General features: G+C 73.7%; 20 protein-coding genes. 8 read left to right on the forward strand and 12 right to left on the reverse strand.

Annotation, left to right across the window (positions count from 1 at the left end; translation table 11 throughout):
• The first annotated feature begins 39 nt into the window (after positions 1 to 39).
• The gene (locus ABD230_RS09260; protein ID WP_344372147.1) at positions 40 to 1,377 is read left to right on the forward strand and encodes a mechanosensitive ion channel family protein; all 1,338 of its coding nucleotides are present in this window, start codon (positions 40 to 42) and stop codon (positions 1,375 to 1,377) included.
• A gap of 32 nt (positions 1,378 to 1,409) precedes the next feature.
• Here ABD230_RS09260 and ABD230_RS09265 read toward each other — a convergent pair whose 3' ends face one another.
• Positions 1,410 to 1,919, reverse strand: coding sequence for a hypothetical protein (locus ABD230_RS09265; protein WP_344372150.1), 510 nt, complete (start codon positions 1,917 to 1,919; stop codon positions 1,410 to 1,412).
• A 163-nt stretch (positions 1,920 to 2,082) separates the two neighbouring features.
• On the opposite strand from ABD230_RS09265, the gene ABD230_RS09270 reads away from it, so the two are divergent.
• Together ABD230_RS09270 and ABD230_RS09275 are read left to right on the forward strand one after the other, a co-directional pair.
• Positions 2,083 to 2,523, forward strand: a complete 441-nt coding sequence (locus ABD230_RS09270; RefSeq protein ID WP_344372153.1) for a Fur family transcriptional regulator — start codon at positions 2,083 to 2,085, stop codon at positions 2,521 to 2,523.
• A gap of 126 nt (positions 2,524 to 2,649) precedes the next feature.
• A complete protein-coding gene (locus ABD230_RS09275) occupies positions 2,650 to 4,161 on the forward strand; it encodes a catalase (protein ID WP_344372156.1) in 1,512 nt (503 codons plus the stop codon).
• A gap of 67 nt (positions 4,162 to 4,228) precedes the next feature.
• Here ABD230_RS09275 and ABD230_RS09280 read toward each other — a convergent pair whose 3' ends face one another.
• The 3 genes from ABD230_RS09280 to purS all read right to left on the reverse strand — a co-directional run bounded on the left by ABD230_RS09280 (position 4,229) and on the right by purS (position 6,700).
• On the reverse strand, positions 4,229 to 5,590 hold the full coding sequence (locus ABD230_RS09280; RefSeq protein ID WP_344372159.1) for a DUF2254 domain-containing protein: 1,362 nt from the start codon (positions 5,588 to 5,590) through the stop codon (positions 4,229 to 4,231).
• 79 nt (positions 5,591 to 5,669) lie between these two features.
• A complete protein-coding gene (gene purQ, locus ABD230_RS09285) occupies positions 5,670 to 6,368 on the reverse strand; it encodes a phosphoribosylformylglycinamidine synthase subunit PurQ (RefSeq protein WP_344372162.1) in 699 nt (232 codons plus the stop codon).
• Between the two features lie 11 nt (positions 6,369 to 6,379).
• Entirely contained in the window at positions 6,380 to 6,700 is a 321-nt protein-coding gene (gene purS, locus ABD230_RS09290) for a phosphoribosylformylglycinamidine synthase subunit PurS (RefSeq protein ID WP_344372165.1), read from the reverse strand.
• Between the two features lie 89 nt (positions 6,701 to 6,789).
• On the opposite strand from purS, the gene ABD230_RS09295 reads away from it, so the two are divergent.
• The gene (locus ABD230_RS09295) at positions 6,790 to 8,070 is read left to right on the forward strand and encodes a wax ester/triacylglycerol synthase domain-containing protein (RefSeq protein ID WP_344372169.1); all 1,281 of its coding nucleotides are present in this window, start codon (positions 6,790 to 6,792) and stop codon (positions 8,068 to 8,070) included.
• A gap of 22 nt (positions 8,071 to 8,092) precedes the next feature.
• Here the strand turns inward: ABD230_RS09295 and ABD230_RS09300 are convergent, their stop codons facing one another.
• Entirely contained in the window at positions 8,093 to 9,415 is a 1,323-nt protein-coding gene (locus ABD230_RS09300; RefSeq protein WP_344372172.1) for an MFS transporter, read from the reverse strand.
• 7 nt (positions 9,416 to 9,422) lie between these two features.
• The gene (locus ABD230_RS09305) at positions 9,423 to 9,809 is read right to left on the reverse strand and encodes a hypothetical protein (RefSeq protein ID WP_344372175.1); all 387 of its coding nucleotides are present in this window, start codon (positions 9,807 to 9,809) and stop codon (positions 9,423 to 9,425) included.
• Positions 9,810 to 9,958: 149 nt separating this feature from the next.
• Between ABD230_RS09305 and ABD230_RS09310 the strand changes: the two genes are divergently transcribed.
• Positions 9,959 to 10,381, forward strand: coding sequence for a DUF1304 family protein (locus ABD230_RS09310; RefSeq protein WP_344372178.1), 423 nt, complete (start codon positions 9,959 to 9,961; stop codon positions 10,379 to 10,381).
• On the opposite strand, the gene ABD230_RS09315 is transcribed toward ABD230_RS09310, so the two are convergent.
• From ABD230_RS09315 to kynA, 3 genes are read right to left on the reverse strand one after another with little or no spacing between them, the layout of a single operon-like run.
• The gene (locus tag ABD230_RS09315; protein WP_344372181.1) at positions 10,378 to 11,631 is read right to left on the reverse strand and encodes a kynureninase; all 1,254 of its coding nucleotides are present in this window, start codon (positions 11,629 to 11,631) and stop codon (positions 10,378 to 10,380) included. The two genes, ABD230_RS09310 and ABD230_RS09315, sit on opposite strands and share 4 nt — an antisense overlap.
• Positions 11,632 to 11,633: 2 nt before the next feature.
• On the reverse strand, positions 11,634 to 12,674 hold the full coding sequence (locus tag ABD230_RS09320; RefSeq protein WP_344373285.1) for an amidohydrolase family protein: 1,041 nt from the start codon (positions 12,672 to 12,674) through the stop codon (positions 11,634 to 11,636).
• 5 nt (positions 12,675 to 12,679) lie between these two features.
• The gene (kynA, locus tag ABD230_RS09325; RefSeq protein ID WP_344372185.1) at positions 12,680 to 13,585 is read right to left on the reverse strand and encodes a tryptophan 2,3-dioxygenase; all 906 of its coding nucleotides are present in this window, start codon (positions 13,583 to 13,585) and stop codon (positions 12,680 to 12,682) included.
• A 108-nt stretch (positions 13,586 to 13,693) separates the two neighbouring features.
• Here kynA and ABD230_RS09330 point away from each other — a divergent pair, with 108 nt between their 5' ends.
• Both ABD230_RS09330 and ABD230_RS09335 read left to right on the forward strand, forming a co-directional pair.
• A complete protein-coding gene (locus ABD230_RS09330) occupies positions 13,694 to 13,990 on the forward strand; it encodes a DUF1905 domain-containing protein (RefSeq protein ID WP_344372188.1) in 297 nt (98 codons plus the stop codon).
• Positions 13,991 to 14,152: 162 nt separating this feature from the next.
• Positions 14,153 to 14,794: a TetR/AcrR family transcriptional regulator gene (locus ABD230_RS09335; protein ID WP_344372192.1), complete on the forward strand. Its 642-nt coding sequence runs from the start codon at positions 14,153 to 14,155 to the stop codon at positions 14,792 to 14,794.
• Positions 14,795 to 14,861: 67 nt separating this feature from the next.
• On the opposite strand, the gene ABD230_RS09340 is transcribed toward ABD230_RS09335, so the two are convergent.
• The 3 genes from ABD230_RS09340 to purD all read right to left on the reverse strand — a co-directional run bounded on the left by ABD230_RS09340 (position 14,862) and on the right by purD (position 18,110).
• The gene (locus tag ABD230_RS09340; protein ID WP_344372196.1) at positions 14,862 to 15,704 is read right to left on the reverse strand and encodes a VOC family protein; all 843 of its coding nucleotides are present in this window, start codon (positions 15,702 to 15,704) and stop codon (positions 14,862 to 14,864) included.
• Between the two features lie 89 nt (positions 15,705 to 15,793).
• On the reverse strand, positions 15,794 to 16,738 hold the full coding sequence (locus ABD230_RS09345) for a phosphoribosylaminoimidazolesuccinocarboxamide synthase (RefSeq protein ID WP_344372198.1): 945 nt from the start codon (positions 16,736 to 16,738) through the stop codon (positions 15,794 to 15,796).
• A gap of 61 nt (positions 16,739 to 16,799) precedes the next feature.
• Positions 16,800 to 18,110 (reverse strand): phosphoribosylamine--glycine ligase, encoded by a 1,311-nt coding sequence (gene purD, locus ABD230_RS09350; protein WP_344372201.1) that lies wholly within the window; start codon positions 18,108 to 18,110, stop codon positions 16,800 to 16,802.
• 72 nt (positions 18,111 to 18,182) lie between these two features.
• On the opposite strand from purD, the gene ABD230_RS09355 reads away from it, so the two are divergent.
• Complete coding sequence (locus tag ABD230_RS09355) at positions 18,183 to 18,563, forward strand: sterol carrier family protein (protein WP_344372204.1); 381 nt, start codon at positions 18,183 to 18,185, stop codon at positions 18,561 to 18,563.
• The last annotated feature ends 46 nt before the right edge of the window (positions 18,564 to 18,609 follow it).

Genomic DNA, 18,609 nt, shown 5'->3' on the forward strand with positions numbered 1-18,609 from the left:
CTCCGCCTACGCTGGTGAGCCGACCGGAGGGAGTCCCCCGTGCCCGACGCATCCGCCTGGGAGACCATGCTCGTCTTCGCCATCGCGCTCGTGATCGCGGTGATCGCCACGTTCATCGTGTCGGCGATCGCCTCGATCATCGTGCGCGCGGCCGCCCGCCGCCGCGATTGGGCGGGCATCCTGATCCGCCGCGCGCGGTGGCCGTTCCGCACCGTCCTGCTCATCGGCGGCGTCTGGGGCTCGATCGCGCTCGCCTTCCCCGGGGTCGCATGGCGACCCCCCGTCGACCACGCGTTCCTGATCGCGATGATCGCGGCCGGCGCGTGGCTGGTCGCCCAGCTGTTCCTGTTCCTCGCCGACGTCGGCGTCAGCCGGTACCGGATGGACGTGGCCGACAACCGCGTCGCGCGTCGCGTGCACACGCAGTTCCAGATCGTCCGGCGGCTCGTCGTCGTGGTCATCGCGATCCTCGCGGTGGGCGCCATCCTGCTCACCTTCCCGGGCGTGCGCGCGGTCGGCGCGAGCGTCCTGGCCTCCGCGGGCATCGCGTCGATCGTCGCCGGCCTCGCGGCGCAGTCGGTCCTCGCCAACGTCTTCGCCGGCATCCAGATCGCGTTCAGCGAGGCGATCCGGGTCGACGACGTGGTGGTCGTCGAGGAGGAGTGGGGTCGCATCCGCGAGATCACGCTCACCTACGTCGTCGTCATGACGTGGGACGAGCGCACCGTCGTGCTGCCGTGCACGTACTTCACGACGAAGCCCTTCCAGAACTGGACGAAGTACCACAGCGCCCTGATCGGCTCGGTGGAGCTCGACGTCGACTGGCGCATCTCGACGGATGCGATGCGGGAGGAGCTCGACCGCCTGCTCGAGGGCAACGAGCTGTTCGACGGCCGCACCAAGGTCCTGCAGGTGACGGATGCCACGGGCGGGCTCGTGCGCGTGCGCGTGCTCGTGAGCGCGGCCGACTCCGCCGCCCTCTGGGACCTGCGCTGCCTCGTGCGCGAGGAGCTCGTGGAGTGGCTGCGCGAGCAGGACGCCGCGGCACTGCCGCTGCAGCGCGTGCTGGTCGGTGCGGAGCCGGCCCGCGAGCGCTCCGGCGAGGTCCGCGACGTCGAGGAGCCCGTCGAGGTCGCCGAGCCTCGTGAGGAGGCCGCGGCGGAGCGCGAGCCGCGATCCGAGCCGAAGCCCGTGACTGGCTCGCGCGCGGGCCTGTTCTCGGGCACGGCCGACGGCGAGCAGCGGGCGTCCGAGTTCACCCAGGCGATCCCCGTGCAGCCCCCGTCGGAGGACGATCCGTCGCGCAGGGCCGGAGGTCCCGACGGGCTCGAGGGCAAGGGCGAGGGCGGCGGCGCCCCGGACGGCTCCGCGAACTAGCCGGCGGCGGGGCGGCGCGGCGCGGCCGCGACTCAGAACGACTGCGTCAGGGCGCCCGTGTCGGCGCCGGAGTCGTCGTCGCCGTCGAGGTCCCCGAACGGGCCGCGGTCGCCGGAGCCCGGCCGCCCGCCGCCGGGGCCGAACCCGTCGCCGTCGCGGTCGCCGAACTGGCCGGGGCCCGCGGGGACGCCGGCGGGCACGCCGAGCAGGCCGTTCACGAGCGAGGCGGCGTTGCCGGCCGCGAAGCCGGCGCCGAAGAAGACGAGCGCGATGACGACGGCGCCGACGGCGAGCAGCCACAGGCGCCGGTACCACGGCGTGCGCGTGCCGTCGTCGGCGGGCCGATCGGCGGTCGGCGGCGTCGCCCCGGCAGGCGGCGTCGGGCGGTACGGCGGCGGGGCGGGTGCCGAGGTGCCCGCGTCGGACGAGGCGTCCGCGGCGCCGCCGGACGGCGGGAGCGGCTCGGTCGGAGCGGTCGGGGTCGTGGACGTCGTCGTCGGGTCGTCCGTCGCAGACGTCGTGGGCTGGGCGGTCGTGGTCATGTCCGGTCCTTCGAACGGTTCGACGGGTGCGGGCGCACGCCGTGATGGGTCGATGGTCCGCCGCGCGGCTATGCGCCGGCTTTGGCTCAGCCCGGTACCCGCCACGAACGCGATCCCCTCGACGTTGTTTTGAGTGACTCAAAACAACTGGTACGTTGGGGACATGTCCGCCGAGACCCGCCCCGATGACGCCGCCGCGCGCATCCGCGGCGCCGGGCTCAAGGTGACCGCGCCGCGGCTCGCGGTGCTCGACGCCGTCGCCGACCACGGCCACCTCGACGCCGACGCGGTCCACGCGCGCGTGGCCGAGGCGCTGCCTGGCACGTCCCTGCAGTCGGTCTACAACGTGCTCGGCGCGCTGACCGATGCGGGGCTGCTCCGGCGCATCGAGCCGGCCGCGTCGCCCGCGCTCTACGAGAGCCGGACGGGCGACAACCACCACCACGTCGTGTGCACGCGCTGCCGCGCCGTCGCCGACGTCAACTGCGTCGTGGGCGAGCCGCCGTGCCTGGCGCCCTCGGACGGCGCCGGCTTCGCGATCCACACCGCGGAGGTCACCTTCTGGGGCCTCTGCGCCGACTGCCAGCGGGAGCTCGCCGGCTAGCCCGGCCGCATCCGCTCGCCCAGGCGCGCCCGCGCGCCGACCGCCCGACCGGGGCGGTGCTCGTCGTGCCCGCACGCCGAGCACCGCCGCGCCGCGGCATCCACCCACCGAGAAGAGAAGGACGACATGTCGAACCCTACGACCCCGCCCGTGACGACCACCCAGACCGGCACGCCCGTCGCCAGCGACGCGCACTCGCTCACGGTCGGCGCCGACGGTGCGACGGTGCTGCACGACCGGTACCTCGTCGAGAAGCTCGCCCAGTTCAACCGCGAGCGCATCCCCGAGCGCATCGTCCACGCCAAGGGCGGCGGCGCGTTCGGCCGCTTCGAGGTGACGGCGGATGTCTCGGCCTACACCCGCGCGGCCGTGTTCCAGCCCGGCACCGAGTCCGAGACGCTCCTGCGCTTCTCGTCGGTCGCCGGTGAGCAGGGCTCGCCCGACACGTGGCGCGACGTGCGCGGATTCTCGCTGAAGTTCTACACGACCGAGGGCAACTACGACGTCGTCGGCAACAACACCCCGGTGTTCTTCATCCGCGACGCCATCAAGTTCCCGGACTTCATCCACTCGCAGAAGCGGCTGCCCGGATCGGGCCTCCGCGACGCCGACATGCAGTGGGACTTCTGGACGCTCTCGCCCGAGTCGGCGCACCAGGTGACCTACCTCATGGGGGACCGCGGCCTGCCGAAGTCATGGCGCGAGATGCAGGGCTACGGCTCGCACACGTACCAGTGGACCAACGCCCAGGGCGAGCGGTTCTGGGTCAAGTACCACTTCCGCTCGCAGCAGGGCGACCTGCACCTCGACGCCGAGACGGCCGAGGCGATCGCCGGCGCCGACGCCGACTTCTACCGCCGCGACCTGTACGAGGCGATCGAGCGCGGCGACCACCCGAAGTGGGACCTCTTCGTGCAGGTCATGCCCTACGACGACGCGAAGGACTACCGCTTCAACCCGTTCGACCTGACGAAGGTCTGGCCGCACGCGGACTACCCGCTGATCCCCGTCGGCACGCTCACGCTCGACCGGAACCCGCAGAACTTCTTCGCGGAGATCGAGCAGGCCGCGTTCTCGCCCGCGAACACGGTGCCCGGCATCGCCATCAGCCCCGACAAGATGCTCATGGCCCGCGTGTTCAGCTACCCCGACGCGCAGCGCTACCGCGTCGGCACGAACTACAACCAGCTGCCCGTGAACGCGCCGCACGCGGCCCCCGTGCACAACTCCTCCCAGGACGGCGCGGCGCGCTACCACTTCAACGCGCCCACCTCGCCGGTCTACGCGCCGAACTCGTCGGGGGGACCGGTGGCGGACGCCGCCGTCGCCGCCGAGGGCGGCTGGGAGGCCGACGGCGAGCTCGTGCGGTCCGCGTACACGCTGCGCGCCGACGACTCGGACTTCGGCCAGGCCGGCACGCTCTACCGCGACGTGTACTCGGCCGAGGCGAAGGCGCGCTTCCTCGAGACGCTCGCCGGCCAGGCGAACGCGATCACGGCCGACGACATCCGCGAGCGCTTCTTCCAGTACTGGACGAACGTCGACGGCGGTCTCGGCGCCGCGCTCCGCGAGGGGCACGCCGCGGGCGTGAACGGCGACGCGCCGCAGCAGCCCGAGGCCCAGGAGGCGGCGGCCTAGTCGCCGGCACCGGAGCGGGGGCGTCCGGGTCGTGCCGCGGCACGGCTCGGACGCCCGGCGGCGTCCCTCACGCGACGTCGGGACCCGCCGCAGCGAGTGTGTCGCGGGCGCGCGCCGCGAGTCGCGCGAACCGGGCGCGCTCGACGGCGTCGTAGTCCGCGTCGCCCACGCTCGCCACGAGGCGATCGAGCTGGCCCTCGAGCACCTGCCGATGCTCCGGCCGCGTGGCGCGGCGGGCGACGTCGCCGATCAGGTCGAAGAGCCGGGCTGCGACGTCCGGGTCGGCGGCGCCGTACCGTCGCGGCTGCTGCACGCCGACCTCGACGAGGTCGCCGAAGTCGTGTCCCACGGGAACGACCCTGGCCGTGCCGTCCTCGTCGGCGAAGGCGGCGGGCGTCGGCGGCAGCTCGGCGAGGTCGCCGAGCAGCGCCGCCACATGGCTCAGCGCATGCACCGCCGTCGTCGGGTCGTTGACGCCCGGCGAGAGCGCCTTCGTCGCGACATCCGCGATCTGGCGCAGGCCGTACCCGATGTCCTGCGGCGGCGTGCGCTCGTAGTCGACGAGGTAGGCCTCGACGATCGCCTGCTCGAGCGCCGACCGGTCCGCGCGCGAGGCCGCGGCGCCCCCGTCGGACCCGGTGTCGGGTCCCGGCCACCACTCGGCGAGCGGCGTGCCCTCGATGACGCTCGCCCCCACCTGTCCGACCTCGCGGACCACGGCTCGGTGCTCGCGCGCCGCGGAGACCAGGCGATCGCGGTCGATGCCGGTCACGAACCCCGATCGACGTGCGGCCACGACCTCGACGTGCTCGGGACGGGTGGGCGCCGGAGCCGTCGGACGATCGTCCGCACCGACGAGGGCGATCGTGCGGCCCGTCTCGCGGTGGACGTCGCGCAGCATCGTCTCGACCCGGAGCCGGCTCGCCAGGTGCGCCAGGAAGAGCACGAGCACGACCACGCTGCCGAGGGTCAGGACGAAGGCGAGGGTGATCGAGATGCGCGGCACCTGCTCCCCGGTGTCGGAGACCGTTCGCAGCACCGTGAGCGAGTAGGCGAACGTCGCGAGGAAGATGGCGAGCGTCCCGTGCACCATCCGGTCGGAGGAGAAGGTGCGCAGCAGCCTCGGCGACGCCTGGTTGCTCGCGAGCTGCAGCGCGACCACGGTGAGCGAGAACGTCAGCGAGGTCGCCGTGATGAGCGAGCCGCTGATCGTCGTGAGCACCGCCCGCGCGGCGTCCGTCCCTCCGCCGAAGAGGAGCGCCTGGAACCATGCGGGCAGGTTCTCGTCGACGGCGGCATCGAGGACCGGAAGCAGGATGCCGGCCAGGACCGCACCGACGATCGCGGCGACGGGCAGGGGCCAGATCCGTGACGAGATCGACTCGGAGAACGTGGCCCACCAGCGGCGGGCCCCATCGGATGTCGGCATCGGCACCTCCCGCTGGAAAGCCTATGGGAGGGCTGCCGTCGGGCGAGGGGCCTTGACGTGGCGTGGTCGAGCCCGGAGGCTACGCCTCGACGAGCGTGCGACGGATGACGCTGGTGAAGAAGCCCAGTCCGTCGACGCCCGAGCGCATGGCCGCGGCCGTGTCGGGGCCGAAGCCCGGCTCGACCGCGTGCTCGGGGTGCGGCATGAGGCCGACCACGTTGCCGCGCTCGTTCGTGATGCCCGCGATGTCGCGGAGCGAGCCGTTCGGGTTCACGTCGACGTAGCGGAAGACGACACGGCCCTCGCCCTCCAGCCGGTCGAGCGTCTCCTCCGAGGCGATGAACCCGCCCTCGCCGTTCTTCAGCGGGATGGTGATCTGCTGCCCGGCCTCGAACTCGCCCGTCCAGTCGGTCGACGCGTTCTCGACGCGCAGCACCTGGTCGCGGCAGATGAACGAGCCGTGGTCGTTGCGGATGAGCCCGCCCTCGAGCAGGTGCGCCTCGGTCAGCATCTGGAAGCCGTTGCAGATGCCGAGCACGGGCATGCCGCGGTTCGCCGCGTCGACGACCTCGGTCATGATCGGGCTCAGCGAGGCGATCGCGCCGCAGCGGAGGTAGTCGCCGTAGCTGAAGCCGCCCGGCAGGACGAGGGCGTCCACGCCCTCGAGGTCGTGGGAACCGTGCCAGAGCGCGACGGGCTCGCCGCCGGCGAGCCGGACCGCGCGCTGCGCGTCGCGGTCGTCGAGCGAGCCGGGGAACGTGATGACGCCGATGCGCATGACCGCGCGCCTCAGTGGGTCTCGCCCGCGGGGGCGTCGTAGCCGTCGTGGTGGCCCGCCGCCTCGCCCGCCAGCTCGGCGTTGGTCTGCTCGTAGTGGATGCCGACCACGTCCTCGATGACGGAGTTCGAGAGCACGTTCTCGGCCAGCGCGGCGACCTCGGCCCGCAGCGCGTCGTCGACGGGCCCGTCGACGGTGAGCTCGAAGCGCTTGCCCACGCGGACCCCGCTGATGGAACCGTGCCCGGTGCGGGAGAGGGCGCCGGCGACGGCCTTCCCCTGCGGGTCGAGCAGCTCGGCCTTGGGCATCACGTCGACGACGATGGTGGGCACCGCGGTTCTCCGTTCGGTGTCGAGGGTGTGGATGCCTCGATTCTATCCGTCGCCCGGCGCCGTCCCGTCGCCCGCCGTAGACTGCGGCCGTGGTCGCCTCGGCCTCGCATCGCGAACGTCTGTCACCCGCCGACGCGTCGAACCTCGTGATCGACGCGCCCGACCAGGTCAACGCGTTCCTGATGGCAGGGATCCTCGCTCCCGGCGGCGCGGTCGGACCCGACGGCGCCGTCGACGTCGGTGCGGTCCGCTCGGCGCTCGCCGCCCGCATCCCTGCGCTGCCGCGCCTCGCGCAGCGAGTCGTGCGCCGCGGGCGGGTGCTCGAGTGGGAGCCCGTGGACGCGGACCTCGACGACCGCGTCCGGCTGGTGGATCCGGTCGACGGCGTCCACGGGCTGGAGACGCGGTGCGCCCGGCTCATGGTCGCCCCGATGCCGACCGATCGGCCGCTCTGGGAGCTGCTCCTCGTGCCGGGCCTGGGCCGCGGGCGCGTCGGGATGGTGCTCCGCATCCACCACGCGCTGGCCGACGGGGTGGCCGCGGTGCGGCTCGTCGAGCGCGTGCTCGCCGCTGCGGATGATGACGGGGCCGGCCGGCAGCCGGACCCGGTCGGCGGCTCGGGGCCCGCCCGCCGGTCGTTCGCGAGCATGGCGGCATCCGTCGCCTCGGGCATCGGCCGCACGTCCGGGATGCTCCGTCGCCCGGTCGCGCCGACCGTCCTGCTGGGACGGATCGGGGCGTGGCGCGGCGTCGCGTTCGCCGAGGCGCCGATCGGCGGGCTCGCCGCCGGCGCCGCGACGGTCGGCGCGAGCCTGAACGACGCGCTCCTCGCCGCGGTGGCGGCCGCGACGGAGACGGCCCTGCGCGCCCGCGGCGAGGCGGTCCCCGACGTGCTGCCGGCGAGCGTGCCGGTCGCGCTCCCCGCCCGCGGCCGATCCGGCAACGCCGTCGGGGTCATGCTCGTGCAGCTGCCGACGGGGGAGCCCGACGCGGGCCGGCGACTCGAGCGGATCGCCGCGCTCACGCGCGATGCGAAGGACGACGCGCGGCGACGCGGCACGTTCGAGCTGACCCGGACCCGGCTCGGCGCTCGAGTGTTCCTCCGGCTCGCCCGCCGACAGCGCCTCGTCGTCATGTTCGTGACGAACGTGCGCGGGCCGACGCGGCCGCTCGCCCTCGCGGGTGCCCGGCTCGAGCGCGCCTGGCCGGTATCGGCGATCCAGGGCGACGTCCGCCTGGGCGTCGCCGCGCTCTCGTACGACGGAATGCTGCACTGCTCGGTGCACTGCGACGCCGAGGCGGTCGACGCGCACCTGCTCGCCGGCGCGCTCCGGTCGGAGTTCGCGCGGATCGCCGAGCTCGCGGCGTAGCGTCGCCGGGAGCGTCGCCTGCTCAGGCGTCGGCGCGTTCGCTGCGGCGCCGTCGCAGCACGACGGCGAGCAGTACGGCCGCCGCGACCTGCAGCGCGACGACGAGCCCCACGAGCACGGGCAGCTGGGCGTAGAGCACGCCCGCGACGGTCGCGCCCGCGAGCGCGCCGACGCCCTGGAAGACCGCGAACCACCCGTAGGCGGAGCCGCGCTGGCCGGCCGGAACGAGGTCGGCGACGAGCGCCTTGACCGTCGAGTCCTGCACGCCGGTGGCCAGCCCCCAGATCGCCACGCCCGCGACGACGACGCCGACGCTGCCGCCGAGCGAGAGGCCCGGCACGAAGGCGGTGAGCAGCGGGACGGCGAAGAGGATGCCGGCGCCCATCCGGTCGTACGCCCAGCCCGTCGCGAGTGCGCCGACGGCGGCGGTCGCCATGCCCACCGCGTAGACCAGGGGCACGCCCGCCACGGGCACGAGGTCGGCGGCGACCAGGTGGAACGAGAGCACGCCGAAGCTGAGGAGGCCGAACGTCGTGAGGGCGGCGAACGCCGCGAAGAGCAGGAAGGTCGTACGCACGTGCTCCGGCACCGCGGCGATCCCGGCGAGCAGGGCAGCGGGCGATCGACGCGCGGGCGGCGCCGGTTCGTCCGGCGCGGCGGCGGCCGCCTGCGGTGCGGGATCCGCCTGCGGTGCGGGCGCCGTCTCCGGGTCGGCGTAGACGCGGGTGTCCGGCACGCGCGCACGCAGCCAGACGAGCAGCACCATGGCGGTCGCCGCGGGCACCGCGAGCGCGAGGAACGCCGGCCACAGCTCGCCGGTCGCGGCCGCGATGCCGGCGACGAGCAGCGGCCCCGCGAAGGCTCCGACCTGGTCGAGGAACTTGTGCACGCCGAAGGCGCGTCCGCGACCGACCGCGCCCGCGGCATCCGCCAGCAGGACCGTCTTCGCCGGCCCGCGGACGCCCTTGCCGGTGCGCTCGGCGAGCAGCAGCCCGCTCGCGGTGGCGAGGGCGGCGGCACCGAGCGAGGGCGTCAGCGCGAGCAGCGGCACGCTGATCGCGCTCATCGCGTATCCGGCGATCGAGAAGCCCCAGTACGCGCGGGTCCGGTCGGCCCACGGCCCGGTGACCAGGCGCAGCACGAGCGCCACGGCCGTCGCCGTGCCGGTGATCGCGCCGACGAGCGCGGCGGAGGCGCCGAGCTGCTGGAGCAGCGCGCCGCCGACCGAGATGGCCCCGTCCGAGACCATGTCGATGAACAGGCTCACGAACCCGAGCCCGAGCACCATCGACCACGGCCGGAGGCCCGGCGTCCGTGCGTCCGTGCCCCCGTCCGCGCGCGTCACCTGCGGATCAGTCGCGCGTCACGGCGCGGACGATCGCGCCGATGCCCACGAGCAGCGCAGCGCCGGCGGCTGCGGCCACACCCAGCACGAGCGCCGGGTTCTCGCGGTACTTCGCCTGGACCCATTCCGTCGCGTCGTCCAGGAACTCGCCGGCGTCGTCGATCGCGTCCGACGCCAGCGCCTTCGCCTGCGCGGCGGCGTCCGAGGCGGCGGCGGCCGCCTTCGCGGCCGCCGCGCTGGCCGCCTCGGCGAGTTCGTCGATCCGGTCCGCGACCTCGTCCGCGGCGGCCTCGGCGGCCGCCTCGGCTTCCTCCGCCGCGGCTTCGGCGTTCTCGATGGCCGCCTCGACCTGCTCGTCGAGCTCCTCGACCTGCTCCTGCGTCGCATCCGTCATGGAATCGTCCCTTCCATCTGCCTCGCGTGTCCGGCCATGCTACGCGTGCCATGTTCCGGGCGCGTGAACTCCAGGCGGGGATTGCATGCCCCCGGAACGCGTGGTACCCGGGGTGGCCGCCCGCCGCGATGGCGAGGAGAATGCGCCGCATGGGTGGAGTGGCACAGGTGCTCGCCGCGATCGAGGCGCTCACGCTCCTCGTGGTCGGCGTGCTCGAGACGTTCTTCTTCCGGGAGCCCGCGTTGTACGCGATCTTCCTCATCGAGCCCGGCGAGTACGACGCCGTGGCCCTCTGGACCCGCAACGTCGGGGTCTACAACATGCTCATGGGCGTGACGGTCGCCGTCGGCGTGCTCCTCGCCCGCGGTCGGCGCGTCGAGGCCGGGAGGGCGCTCGTGCTCGCGATCTCCGCGATGCACGTGGTGCTCGGCGTCTCACTCGTGATCACGGCACCGGAACTGTGGCTCTCGGCCGTCTTCGAGTCCGGACTCGCGCTCGCCGTCATCATCGCCGTGCTGCTCGGCCGACGTCCGGCGAGGCGTTCCGAGGCCGGGGCGACGCGCGCCGCCTAGCCCAGGCCGGCGCGCTCGGCGAGCACCCCGCGGAGCACGTCCCGCGTGGCCTCGAGCCCGCGGTGCACCTCCTCGAAGCTGGTCGACAGCGGTGCGAGGCCGACGCGCAGTCCGCCGACGTCGCGGTAGTCGGGGATCACGTCGCGCTGCCAGAGCCGCGCGGTGACCTCGCGCATGGCGTCGTGCTGGAGGATGACATGTCCGCCGCGCTCCTCGGCGTCGCGCGGCGAGCCGATCGTCACGCCGAGCGGCGCGAGCCACTCGTCGGCGAGCTCGATCGCGTACGAGGTCAGGGCGACCGACTTGGCGCGGATCGCCGCCATGCCGACGTCCTCGATCATCGCGAGCGTCTCCTGCATCGCGATCATGCCCGTGATGGGGGACGTGCCGCTCACGAACCGCCGGATGCCCGGCGCCGGGACGTACTCGGGGCCCATCGCGAACAGGTCGGCCGTGCCGAACCAGCCCTGGATCGGCTGCCGCAGCACCGCCTGGAGGTCGTCGCGGACGTAGGCGAACGCGGGCGAGCCGGGCCCGCCGTTGAGGTACTTGTAGGTGCAGCCGACCGCGAGGTCGAACTCCCACCGGTCGGCGTGCACGGGCACGGATCCCGCCGAGTGGCACAGGTCCCAGAGCACCAGCGCACCGGCGTCGTGCGCGATCCGGGTGAGCTCCGGCGCATCGGCGAGGTAGGCCGAGCGGTACGAGACGTGGTTCAGCACGACGAGCGCCGTCTGCGGGCCCACCGCCTCGGCGAGCTGCTCCGAGGTGACGCCGCGCTCGAGGTCGACGTCGATCCAGCGCAGCCGGCATCCGGTCTCGTTCGCGATGCCCTCGAGCACGTACCGGTCGGTCGGGAAGTTGTCACGGTCGACGACGATCTCGCGGCGCTGCGGGTCGCGCGCGACCTGGGCGTCGACCGCGGCCCGTGCGAGCTTGTAGATGAGCACGGTGGTCGAGTCGCCGATGACGGTCTGCCCGGCGGTCGCCTCGATCACGGTGCGGCCGATGCGGTCGCCGATCTCGTAGGGCAGCTGCAGCCAGGACTCGTCCCAGCCGCGGATGAGCCGCCCGCCCCATTCCTCGCGCATGAAGCGTTCGACGCGATCGATCGCCGAGGCCGGCGGACGCCCGAGCGAGTTGCCGTCGAAGTAGACGAGGTCGGTGTCGGCGCCCACGAAGCGCTTGCGGAGGTGCGCGAGGCCGTCGGCACGGTCCTGGCGACGGGCGAAGGCGAGCAGGTGGTCCATGGTCAGCGGAGCTCCAGTTCCTCGGTGGGCACGATCCGTGCCGTGGTGAGCCACGCGGCGACGGCGTCGGCGTCGGCGAGGTCGTCGCCGGCCGGCGCCGGGCCGGGCACGAACGTCGCGACGCCCGCGTCGGCCCAGTCGGGCGTGCGCTCCGGCCACGGGTCGGCCAGCGCGGCGATGACGTCGGATGCCGCGAGCCCGGCCCGCACGAGCGCCGCGACCTCGAGCGCGTTCACGCCCGGTTCGAGCTCGCCGTTGCCGTGGTCGGTGCCGTAGAGCACGCGGCCGCCGGCCGCGTGGAAGCGTCGCAGGTTGTCGATCGCGACCTCGGCGACCTCGGCGTCGTCGCGCACGTGGATCGCGAGCGTCGAGATCCACGCCTGACCGGCCGCGGCGGCGCGTGCCACGAGCTCGTCGTCGAGCCGTTCGCTGAACGGCGCGTGCACGAGCACGTCGGAGCCGGCCGCGATCGCGAGGGCGGCGGTGCCGGCGCCCTCCGCGTGCACCGCGACGGGCAGCCCGGCCGCGTGGGCGGCGGAGACGACGGCGTCGAGCGTCGCACGATCGAAGGCGGGCCCGGCCGCGGGGTTGAGCGCGACCTTGACGACCGAGGCCCCGAACCGCAGCTGCTCGCCGACGGCGGCCTCGACGGGGCCCGTGAGCGCGTGATGGCGCCGCTCGCGTGCGGCGTCGGCGTCGTCGTCGACCGGGTCGAGCTCGCGCACGCTGCCGGCCGGCGCCCATGGGCGGGTCGACGGGTACCCGCCGCGCGCCGTGAGGAACGCGCCGGCGTAGCGGACGTGGGGGAGCCCGTCGGCGCGCGCGATCGTCGCGATCGCCCCCGGGTCGGCGCCGAGGTCCACGACCGCCGCGATGCCGCGCGCGACCCCGGCCTCGGCGGAGGCCAGCTGGAGGTGCACGTGGTGGTCGATGAGCGGCGGCAGCATGATGCCGGTCTCGCCGGGATGGTCGCCGTTCAGCGACCGCCGCACGCGACGGGCGAGGGGCCCGAGGCCGCCGGTGTGGGGCGCGGCATCCGTCATCGTGCTCACCCGGGGATCTCGGTGCGCACCGCGTAGAGCTCGGGGAAGAACGTCAGCTCGAGTGCCCGGCGGAGGAAGGGCGCGCCGCTCGACCCGCCGGTGCCGGCCTTCGACCCGATGATGCGCTCGACGGTCTTCAGGTGCCGGAAGCGCCAGAGCTGGAAGTTGTCCTCGAGGTCGACGAGCTCCTCGCACGTCTCGTACGCCGACCAGTTGTGGTCGGGGTCGGCGTAGATCGCGGCGAACACGGGCACGAGGTCGGGGTGGTACGTCCACGCCTGCGTCACGTCGCGCTCGAGGACCTCGGCGGGGATGTCGTAGCCCGAGCGCGCGAGCAGGCGCAGGAACTCGTCGTAGAGGCTCGGCGCCTCGAGCGCGCGGCGCACGATCTCGCTCGCGACCGGGTCGGCGTCGAAGACCCGCAGCATGCGCGCGTTCTTGTTGCCGAGCGTGAACTCGACGGCGCGGTACTGGTACGACTGGAAGCCGCTCGCGTTCCCGAGCACGCCGCGGAACTGCGCGTACTCGCTCGGCGTGAGCGTCGCCAGCACGGACCACTGCTCGGTGAGCGTCTTCTGGATGTGCTTGACGCGCGCGATGCACTTCAGCGCGGGTGCGAGGTCGTCCGCGCGCATCAGCTCGCACGCCGTCTCGAGCTCGTGCAGCACGAGCTTGAGCCAGAGCTCGGTCGTCTGGTGCTGGATGATGAACAGCAGCTCGTCGTGGTGCTCGGGCCGCGAGATGGGTCGCTGCGCCGCGAGCAGCGTGTCGAGGTCGAGGTAGCCCCCGTAGCTCATGCGGTCGCTGAAGTCGGTGACGACGGATGCCTCGATGCGCCGGGTGTTGGCCTCGACGCCGTCGGGCTCCCCGCCGCTCCGGTCGACCTGCGGTTCGTCGTTCGGTGCTGCCACGCCGCCAGCCTAGCCAGCGCCCGGTCCACCGCGTCAGGGCCGATGGTCGGGCGTCCGTCCGGGGTCCCGGACGCTCGCGACGTCGCCGGCCGGGAATAGGCTCGGGCCATGGCCGAGTCGTATCGATTCACCTCCACCGTCTACCGGTGGCAGGAGCGCGCGAGCGACTCGTGGTTCTTCGTAGACGTGCCGGAAGGGCCCTCGGCCGACATCGCCGACCGTCCGCGGGTGCCGCGCGGCTTCGGATCGGTCCGGGTGTCGGCGACCATCGGCGACACGACGTGGCGCACGTCGATCTTCCCGGGCGGCGGGCGCTACGCGTTGCCGCTGAAGCGGGCCGTCCGCGATGCCGAGGGCATCGAGGAGGGCGAGACGGTCGAGGTCCGGATCGAGACCCTGGAGTAGGGTGCGGCGGGAGCCCCCCGGCTTCGGAACCATCGTCCTCACCCGCCGCACCGACGCCCCCTCCCCCGAGTGGGCGTGCCCCCCGCGTAGGGATTCGGAGGCTACCCTCCGAATGTTACCGGATCCGGACACACGCCGAAGACGCGGGCGTAGGCTGGTTTCGTGACCACCACGGTGTCGTCGCGCCGGGACGCCCGGCGCAACCACGAACGGCTCCTCGCCGAGGCGAGGCGCCTGTTCGCCGAGCGCGGCATCGATGCACCCCTCGACGAGCTCGCGAACCGGGCCGAGGTGGGCGCCGGCACCGTCTACCGCCACTTCCCCACGCGTGACGCCCTGATCCGCGAGCTGTACGACTCCGGCGTGAACGACCTGCGGAGCTTCACCGCCGAGATCGTGGAGGCCGAGTCCGGCTGGCAGGCGATCGAGATGTGGCTGGAGCGCCTGTCCGCCTGGCTCATCGAGCGCCCGTACCTTCCCGCCGTGATGCGGCGCGTGGCCGAACTCGACCCCGACCACCGACCCGGCGCCGAGCTCCAGGCCTTCGCCGACGGCGTGGTCGCCCGGGCGCAGGCCGAGGGCTCGCTCCGGCCCGACGTGACCAGCGTCGACCTCAGCGTGCTCGTCGACATGCTCGGTTCGCTCGGCCAGTACGGCGGCGCCTACGTGCCCTTCTGGCGGCGCCAGCTGGCCGTCGTGCTCGACGGCCTGCGGGCGCGACCGGACACGACCGACCTGCCCGGTGCCGCGCTGGACTTCCAGGAGTTCCACGACATGTCCCACCGGAAGCTTCCCGAGGACTGATCCCCCGTCCGGTCGTCCTGTCGCGCGACCGGACAAGCGGGGCGCGAAGGGGCCGGGGGCGCCGCTCCTAGTCGGTGGTGCGCACCTCGACGACGTTCGACCACGGATCGTCGAACGTCAGCGTGCGGCCGTCGTCTCGGGAGGGCACGCGGAAGTGCGACATCCGCTCACCGAGTTCACCCAGGTCGTCGGCCGTCGGCACGACGATCTCGACCTTGCCGAGCCCGAGCGCGAGTTGCCGGCGTCCGGCGCCGAGGCTCTTCCACGTGTTCATGGCCATGTGGTGGTGGTACCCGCCGGCGGAGACGAAGAGCGCCTGGTCGCCGTACGTCGCGGTCTGGTCGAACCCGAGGCGCTGCACGTAGAACTCCCGCGCGCTCGCCACGTCGCCGACCGAGAGGTGCACGTGGCCGACACCCGCGCTGCCGAGGCCGGTGCCGGCGGTGGCGGCCTCGGTCGCCCGCTCGGTCAGGTGCTCCCGCAGGTAGCCGTTCGGGTCGAGGAAGATGGTCGCCATCTCGACCGTGCCGTGGGTCCAGCTCCAGGTCGAGCGGTCCCGGTCGAAGTAGAGCTCGACGCCGTTGCCCTCGGGGTCGTCGAAGTAGAACGCCTCGCTCACGAGGTGATCGGCGCTGCCCGTGAACGTGCCGGGGTGCTTCGAGGCGACCGAGAAGAGCGCCGTGGCGAGGGCCTCGCGCGTGTCGAACAGGATCGCGGTGTGGAACAGGCCGGCGCTGCGGGGGGAGGCGTGCTTCAGTTCGGGGGCGTGCTCGAGGATCACGGCGGGCGTGGACCCGCGGCCGAGCACGGCGACCGGGCCGTCCTGCCGGAGCAGCTCGAGGGTGACGCCGTCGCGGTAGTACCGGATCATGGCGTCGAGGTCGGCGACCCGCAGGGTCACGGGCCCCATGGCGGTGTCCGCGGCGAGGCGGTCGGGCGTGGCATCCGAATCAGTTGTAGGCACAACCATTTCAACCTCGTCCCCTCGACGGGTATTCCCTACAGCCCCATCGTGAGCCGTTCGACGAGCGAGCGGTAGCGCTCGGCGGTCTGCTCGACGATCTCGGTCGGGAGCGTCGGCGGATCCTCGAGCTCCTCCTGGTCCCAGTTCGCCGCCAGCCAGTTGCGCACGATCTGCTTGTCGAAGCTCGCCATCCGGACCTCCGGGGTGCCGCCCGTCAGGTACGCCTCGAGGTCCCAGTACCGGCTTGAGTCGCTCGTCAGCACCTCGTCGGCCAGGGTCACGATGCCGAGCTCGCGGTCGGCGCCGAACTCGAACTTCGTGTCGGCGAGGATGAGGCCGCGCTCCTCCGCGACCTGCGACGCATGGGCGAACACCTCGAGCGAGATCGCCCGCAGCTGCTCGGCCACCGTCTCGCCCACGAGCTCGACCGTGCGCTCGTACGAGATGTTCTCGTCGTGCTGGCCCATCGGCGCCTTCCAGGCCGGGGTGTAGACCGGCTCGGGGATTCGGTCGCCGTCCTGCAGGCCCTCGGGCAGGGGGATGCCGCCGATCGCGCCGGTCGCCGCGTACTCCGCGTACCCGCTGCCGGTCAGGTAGCCGCGCACGACGCACTCGATCGGGAACATGTCCAGCGTCCGGCAGAGCATCGCGCGGTCGGCGACCTCGGCGGGCACCGGCGGGAGGTCCCGGTAGCGGTCGTCCTCGGCGTAGGCGAGGTGGTTCGGCACCTCCGGCAGCTGGTCGAACCACCAGCGCGTGAGCGAGGTGAGGAGGGCGCCCTTGCCGGGGATCGCGGGCTCGAGCGCGCGATCGAACGCGCTCACCCGGTCGCTGGCGACGACCAGGACGACGGGGGAGATGCCCATCGGGTCGCCCGTCCACGTGTCGTCGTCCGACATCGCGGACGTCGGCACGTACAGGTCGCGCACCTTGCCCGAGTACACGTGGGTCCAGCCGTCGAGGTCGCCGGTGGCGTCCATCCTCGTCTCCTCTCGAAATCCGGATGCCGCGGGCCGGCGTCGACGCGGACCGCGGGCCGGGTCAGTCCGCGACGCGCGCGGCGATGTCGGTGCGGTACTGGCCGCCGTCCAGCCGAAGCCGCCCGATCGCCTCGTAGGCGCGGCGGCGCGCCTCGGCGAAGTCGTCGCCCAGCGCGACCACGTTGAGCACGCGGCCGCCGGTCGCGATGAGGTGCGGCTCCGCATCGTCCTCGGTCGAGCCGACCGCCGTGGCGGCGTGCGCCAGGTGCACGCCCGGCACGCCCGACGCCGCCTCGAGCCCGTCGATCCGGCGGCCCGTCTCGGGGGACTCCGGGTACCCCTCGCTCGCGAGCACGACGGTGACGGCGGCATCCGGTCGGAACTCCGGACGGGGCAGCTCGCCGAGGCCGCCGGTCGCGGCGGCGTAGAGCAGCCCGGACAGCGGCGTCGCGAGCCGCGGCAGCACGACCTGCGTCTCGGGGTCGCCGAACCGCGCGTTGAACTCGATGACGCGGATGCCGCGGCTGGTCAGGATCAGGCCGGCGTAGAGCAGCCCGATGAACGGGGTCTGCTCCTCGGCCAGCTGCCGGACGGTCGGCTGCGCGATCGTCTCGATCACCTCGTCGACGAAGGCCTCCTCGCCGCCGACGCGGTCGTCGAGCCACGGCAGCGGCGAGTACGCGCCCATGCCGCCGGTGTTGGGCCCCTCGTCGCCGTCGCGGAGGCGCTTGTAGTCCTGGGCGGGCGAGAGCGGCAGCACGTTCGAGCCGTCCGACAGCAGGAACAGCGAGACCTCCTGGCCGTCGAGGAACTCCTCGACGAGCACCGGGCCCTGCTGCAGGTAGTGGGCGGCGTGCGCGAGCGCGGCGTCGCGGTCCTCGGTGACGAGCACGCCCTTGCCGGCCGCGAGGCCGTCGGCCTTCACGACGTACGGGGCGCCGAACTCGTCGAGCGTCTCCTCGACCTTCGGCAGCGAGTCGACCAGGCTCGCGCGGCCGGTCGGAACGCCCGCGGACTCCATGACGCGCTTGGCGAAGGTCTTCGAGCCCTCCAGCGCGGCGGCCGCCTTCCCCGGGCCGAAGACCGCGATGCCGCGGGTCCGCAGCGCGTCGGCGACGCCCGCGACGAGCGGGGCCTCGGGGCCGACGACGACGAGCTCGACGTCGTTGTCCATGGCGTAGTCGGCGACCACGACGGGGTCGGTCGGGTCGAGCGCGATCGTCTCGACGCTGCCCCGGGCCGACGAGGTGGGAGAGCCCGCGATGCCGGCGTTGCCGGGTGCGGCGATCAGCTCGTGCCCGGCCTCCTCGTCGAGCAGGGCGAGGATGATGGCGTGCTCGCGCGCGCCGGAACCGAGGACGAGGATTCTCACCCGCTCAGGCTACCGGACCGCCCCTCCGCCAGACGGGGCGGGAGGGCCCGGCGCGTGGGGGAGGATGGGGGCATGCCACGCAGGATCGGGGACGTCGACGGGCGCGACGCCGTGGGCGCCGTGGTGCGCGCCGGAGCCGCGGCATCCGTCGACCGGGCGACGCTCGCGACGGCGGTCCGCTACACGCTCCAGCTGCTCGCGGAGCAGGCGCCGGGCGGCACGGTCGAGGTCCGCGTGCCGCCGTTCGGGGCCGTGCAGTGCATCGAGGGCCCGCGGCACACGCGGGGCACGCCGCCCAACGTCGTCGAGACGGATGCCGCCACCTGGCTCGCGCTCGCCACGGGCGGGCTGACCTGGGCCGACGCCCGCGCCGCAGGGAACGTGCACGCGTCCGGGCAGCGCGCCGACCTCGACGGCGTCGTGCCGGTGATCGACGCCGCCCGCCTCGGCTGACCCGTGCGCCCGCCGGCTCGGGGCGGTCGCCCGCGCGCTCGCAGGA

The sequence above is a fragment of the Agromyces tropicus genome (assembly GCF_039531345.1).
GTDB classification, from domain to species: domain Bacteria; phylum Actinomycetota; class Actinomycetes; order Actinomycetales; family Microbacteriaceae; genus Agromyces; species Agromyces tropicus.

Coding starts and splice junctions, on each gene's coding strand:
- ABD230_RS09265 (WP_344372150.1), bottom strand. CDS start 1,919: ATGACCACGACCGCCCAGCCCACGACGTCTGCGACGGACGACCCGACG.
- ABD230_RS09270 (WP_344372153.1), top strand. CDS start 2,083: ATGTCCGCCGAGACCCGCCCCGATGACGCCGCCGCGCGCATCCGCGGC.
- ABD230_RS09310 (WP_344372178.1), top strand. CDS start 9,959: ATGGGTGGAGTGGCACAGGTGCTCGCCGCGATCGAGGCGCTCACGCTC.
- ABD230_RS09275 (WP_344372156.1), top strand. CDS start 2,650: ATGTCGAACCCTACGACCCCGCCCGTGACGACCACCCAGACCGGCACG.
- ABD230_RS09345 (WP_344372198.1), bottom strand. CDS start 16,738: ATGGACGCCACCGGCGACCTCGACGGCTGGACCCACGTGTACTCGGGC.
- ABD230_RS09330 (WP_344372188.1), top strand. CDS start 13,694: ATGGCCGAGTCGTATCGATTCACCTCCACCGTCTACCGGTGGCAGGAG.
- ABD230_RS09355 (WP_344372204.1), top strand. CDS start 18,183: ATGCCACGCAGGATCGGGGACGTCGACGGGCGCGACGCCGTGGGCGCC.
- purQ (WP_344372162.1), bottom strand. CDS start 6,368: ATGCGCATCGGCGTCATCACGTTCCCCGGCTCGCTCGACGACCGCGAC.
- ABD230_RS09320 (WP_344373285.1), bottom strand. CDS start 12,674: ATGACGGATGCCGCGCCCCACACCGGCGGCCTCGGGCCCCTCGCCCGT.
- ABD230_RS09280 (WP_344372159.1), bottom strand. CDS start 5,590: ATGCCGACATCCGATGGGGCCCGCCGCTGGTGGGCCACGTTCTCCGAG.
- ABD230_RS09315 (WP_344372181.1), bottom strand. CDS start 11,631: ATGGACCACCTGCTCGCCTTCGCCCGTCGCCAGGACCGTGCCGACGGC.
- ABD230_RS09340 (WP_344372196.1), bottom strand. CDS start 15,704: ATGGGGCCCGTGACCCTGCGGGTCGCCGACCTCGACGCCATGATCCGG.
- ABD230_RS09305 (WP_344372175.1), bottom strand. CDS start 9,809: ATGACGGATGCGACGCAGGAGCAGGTCGAGGAGCTCGACGAGCAGGTC.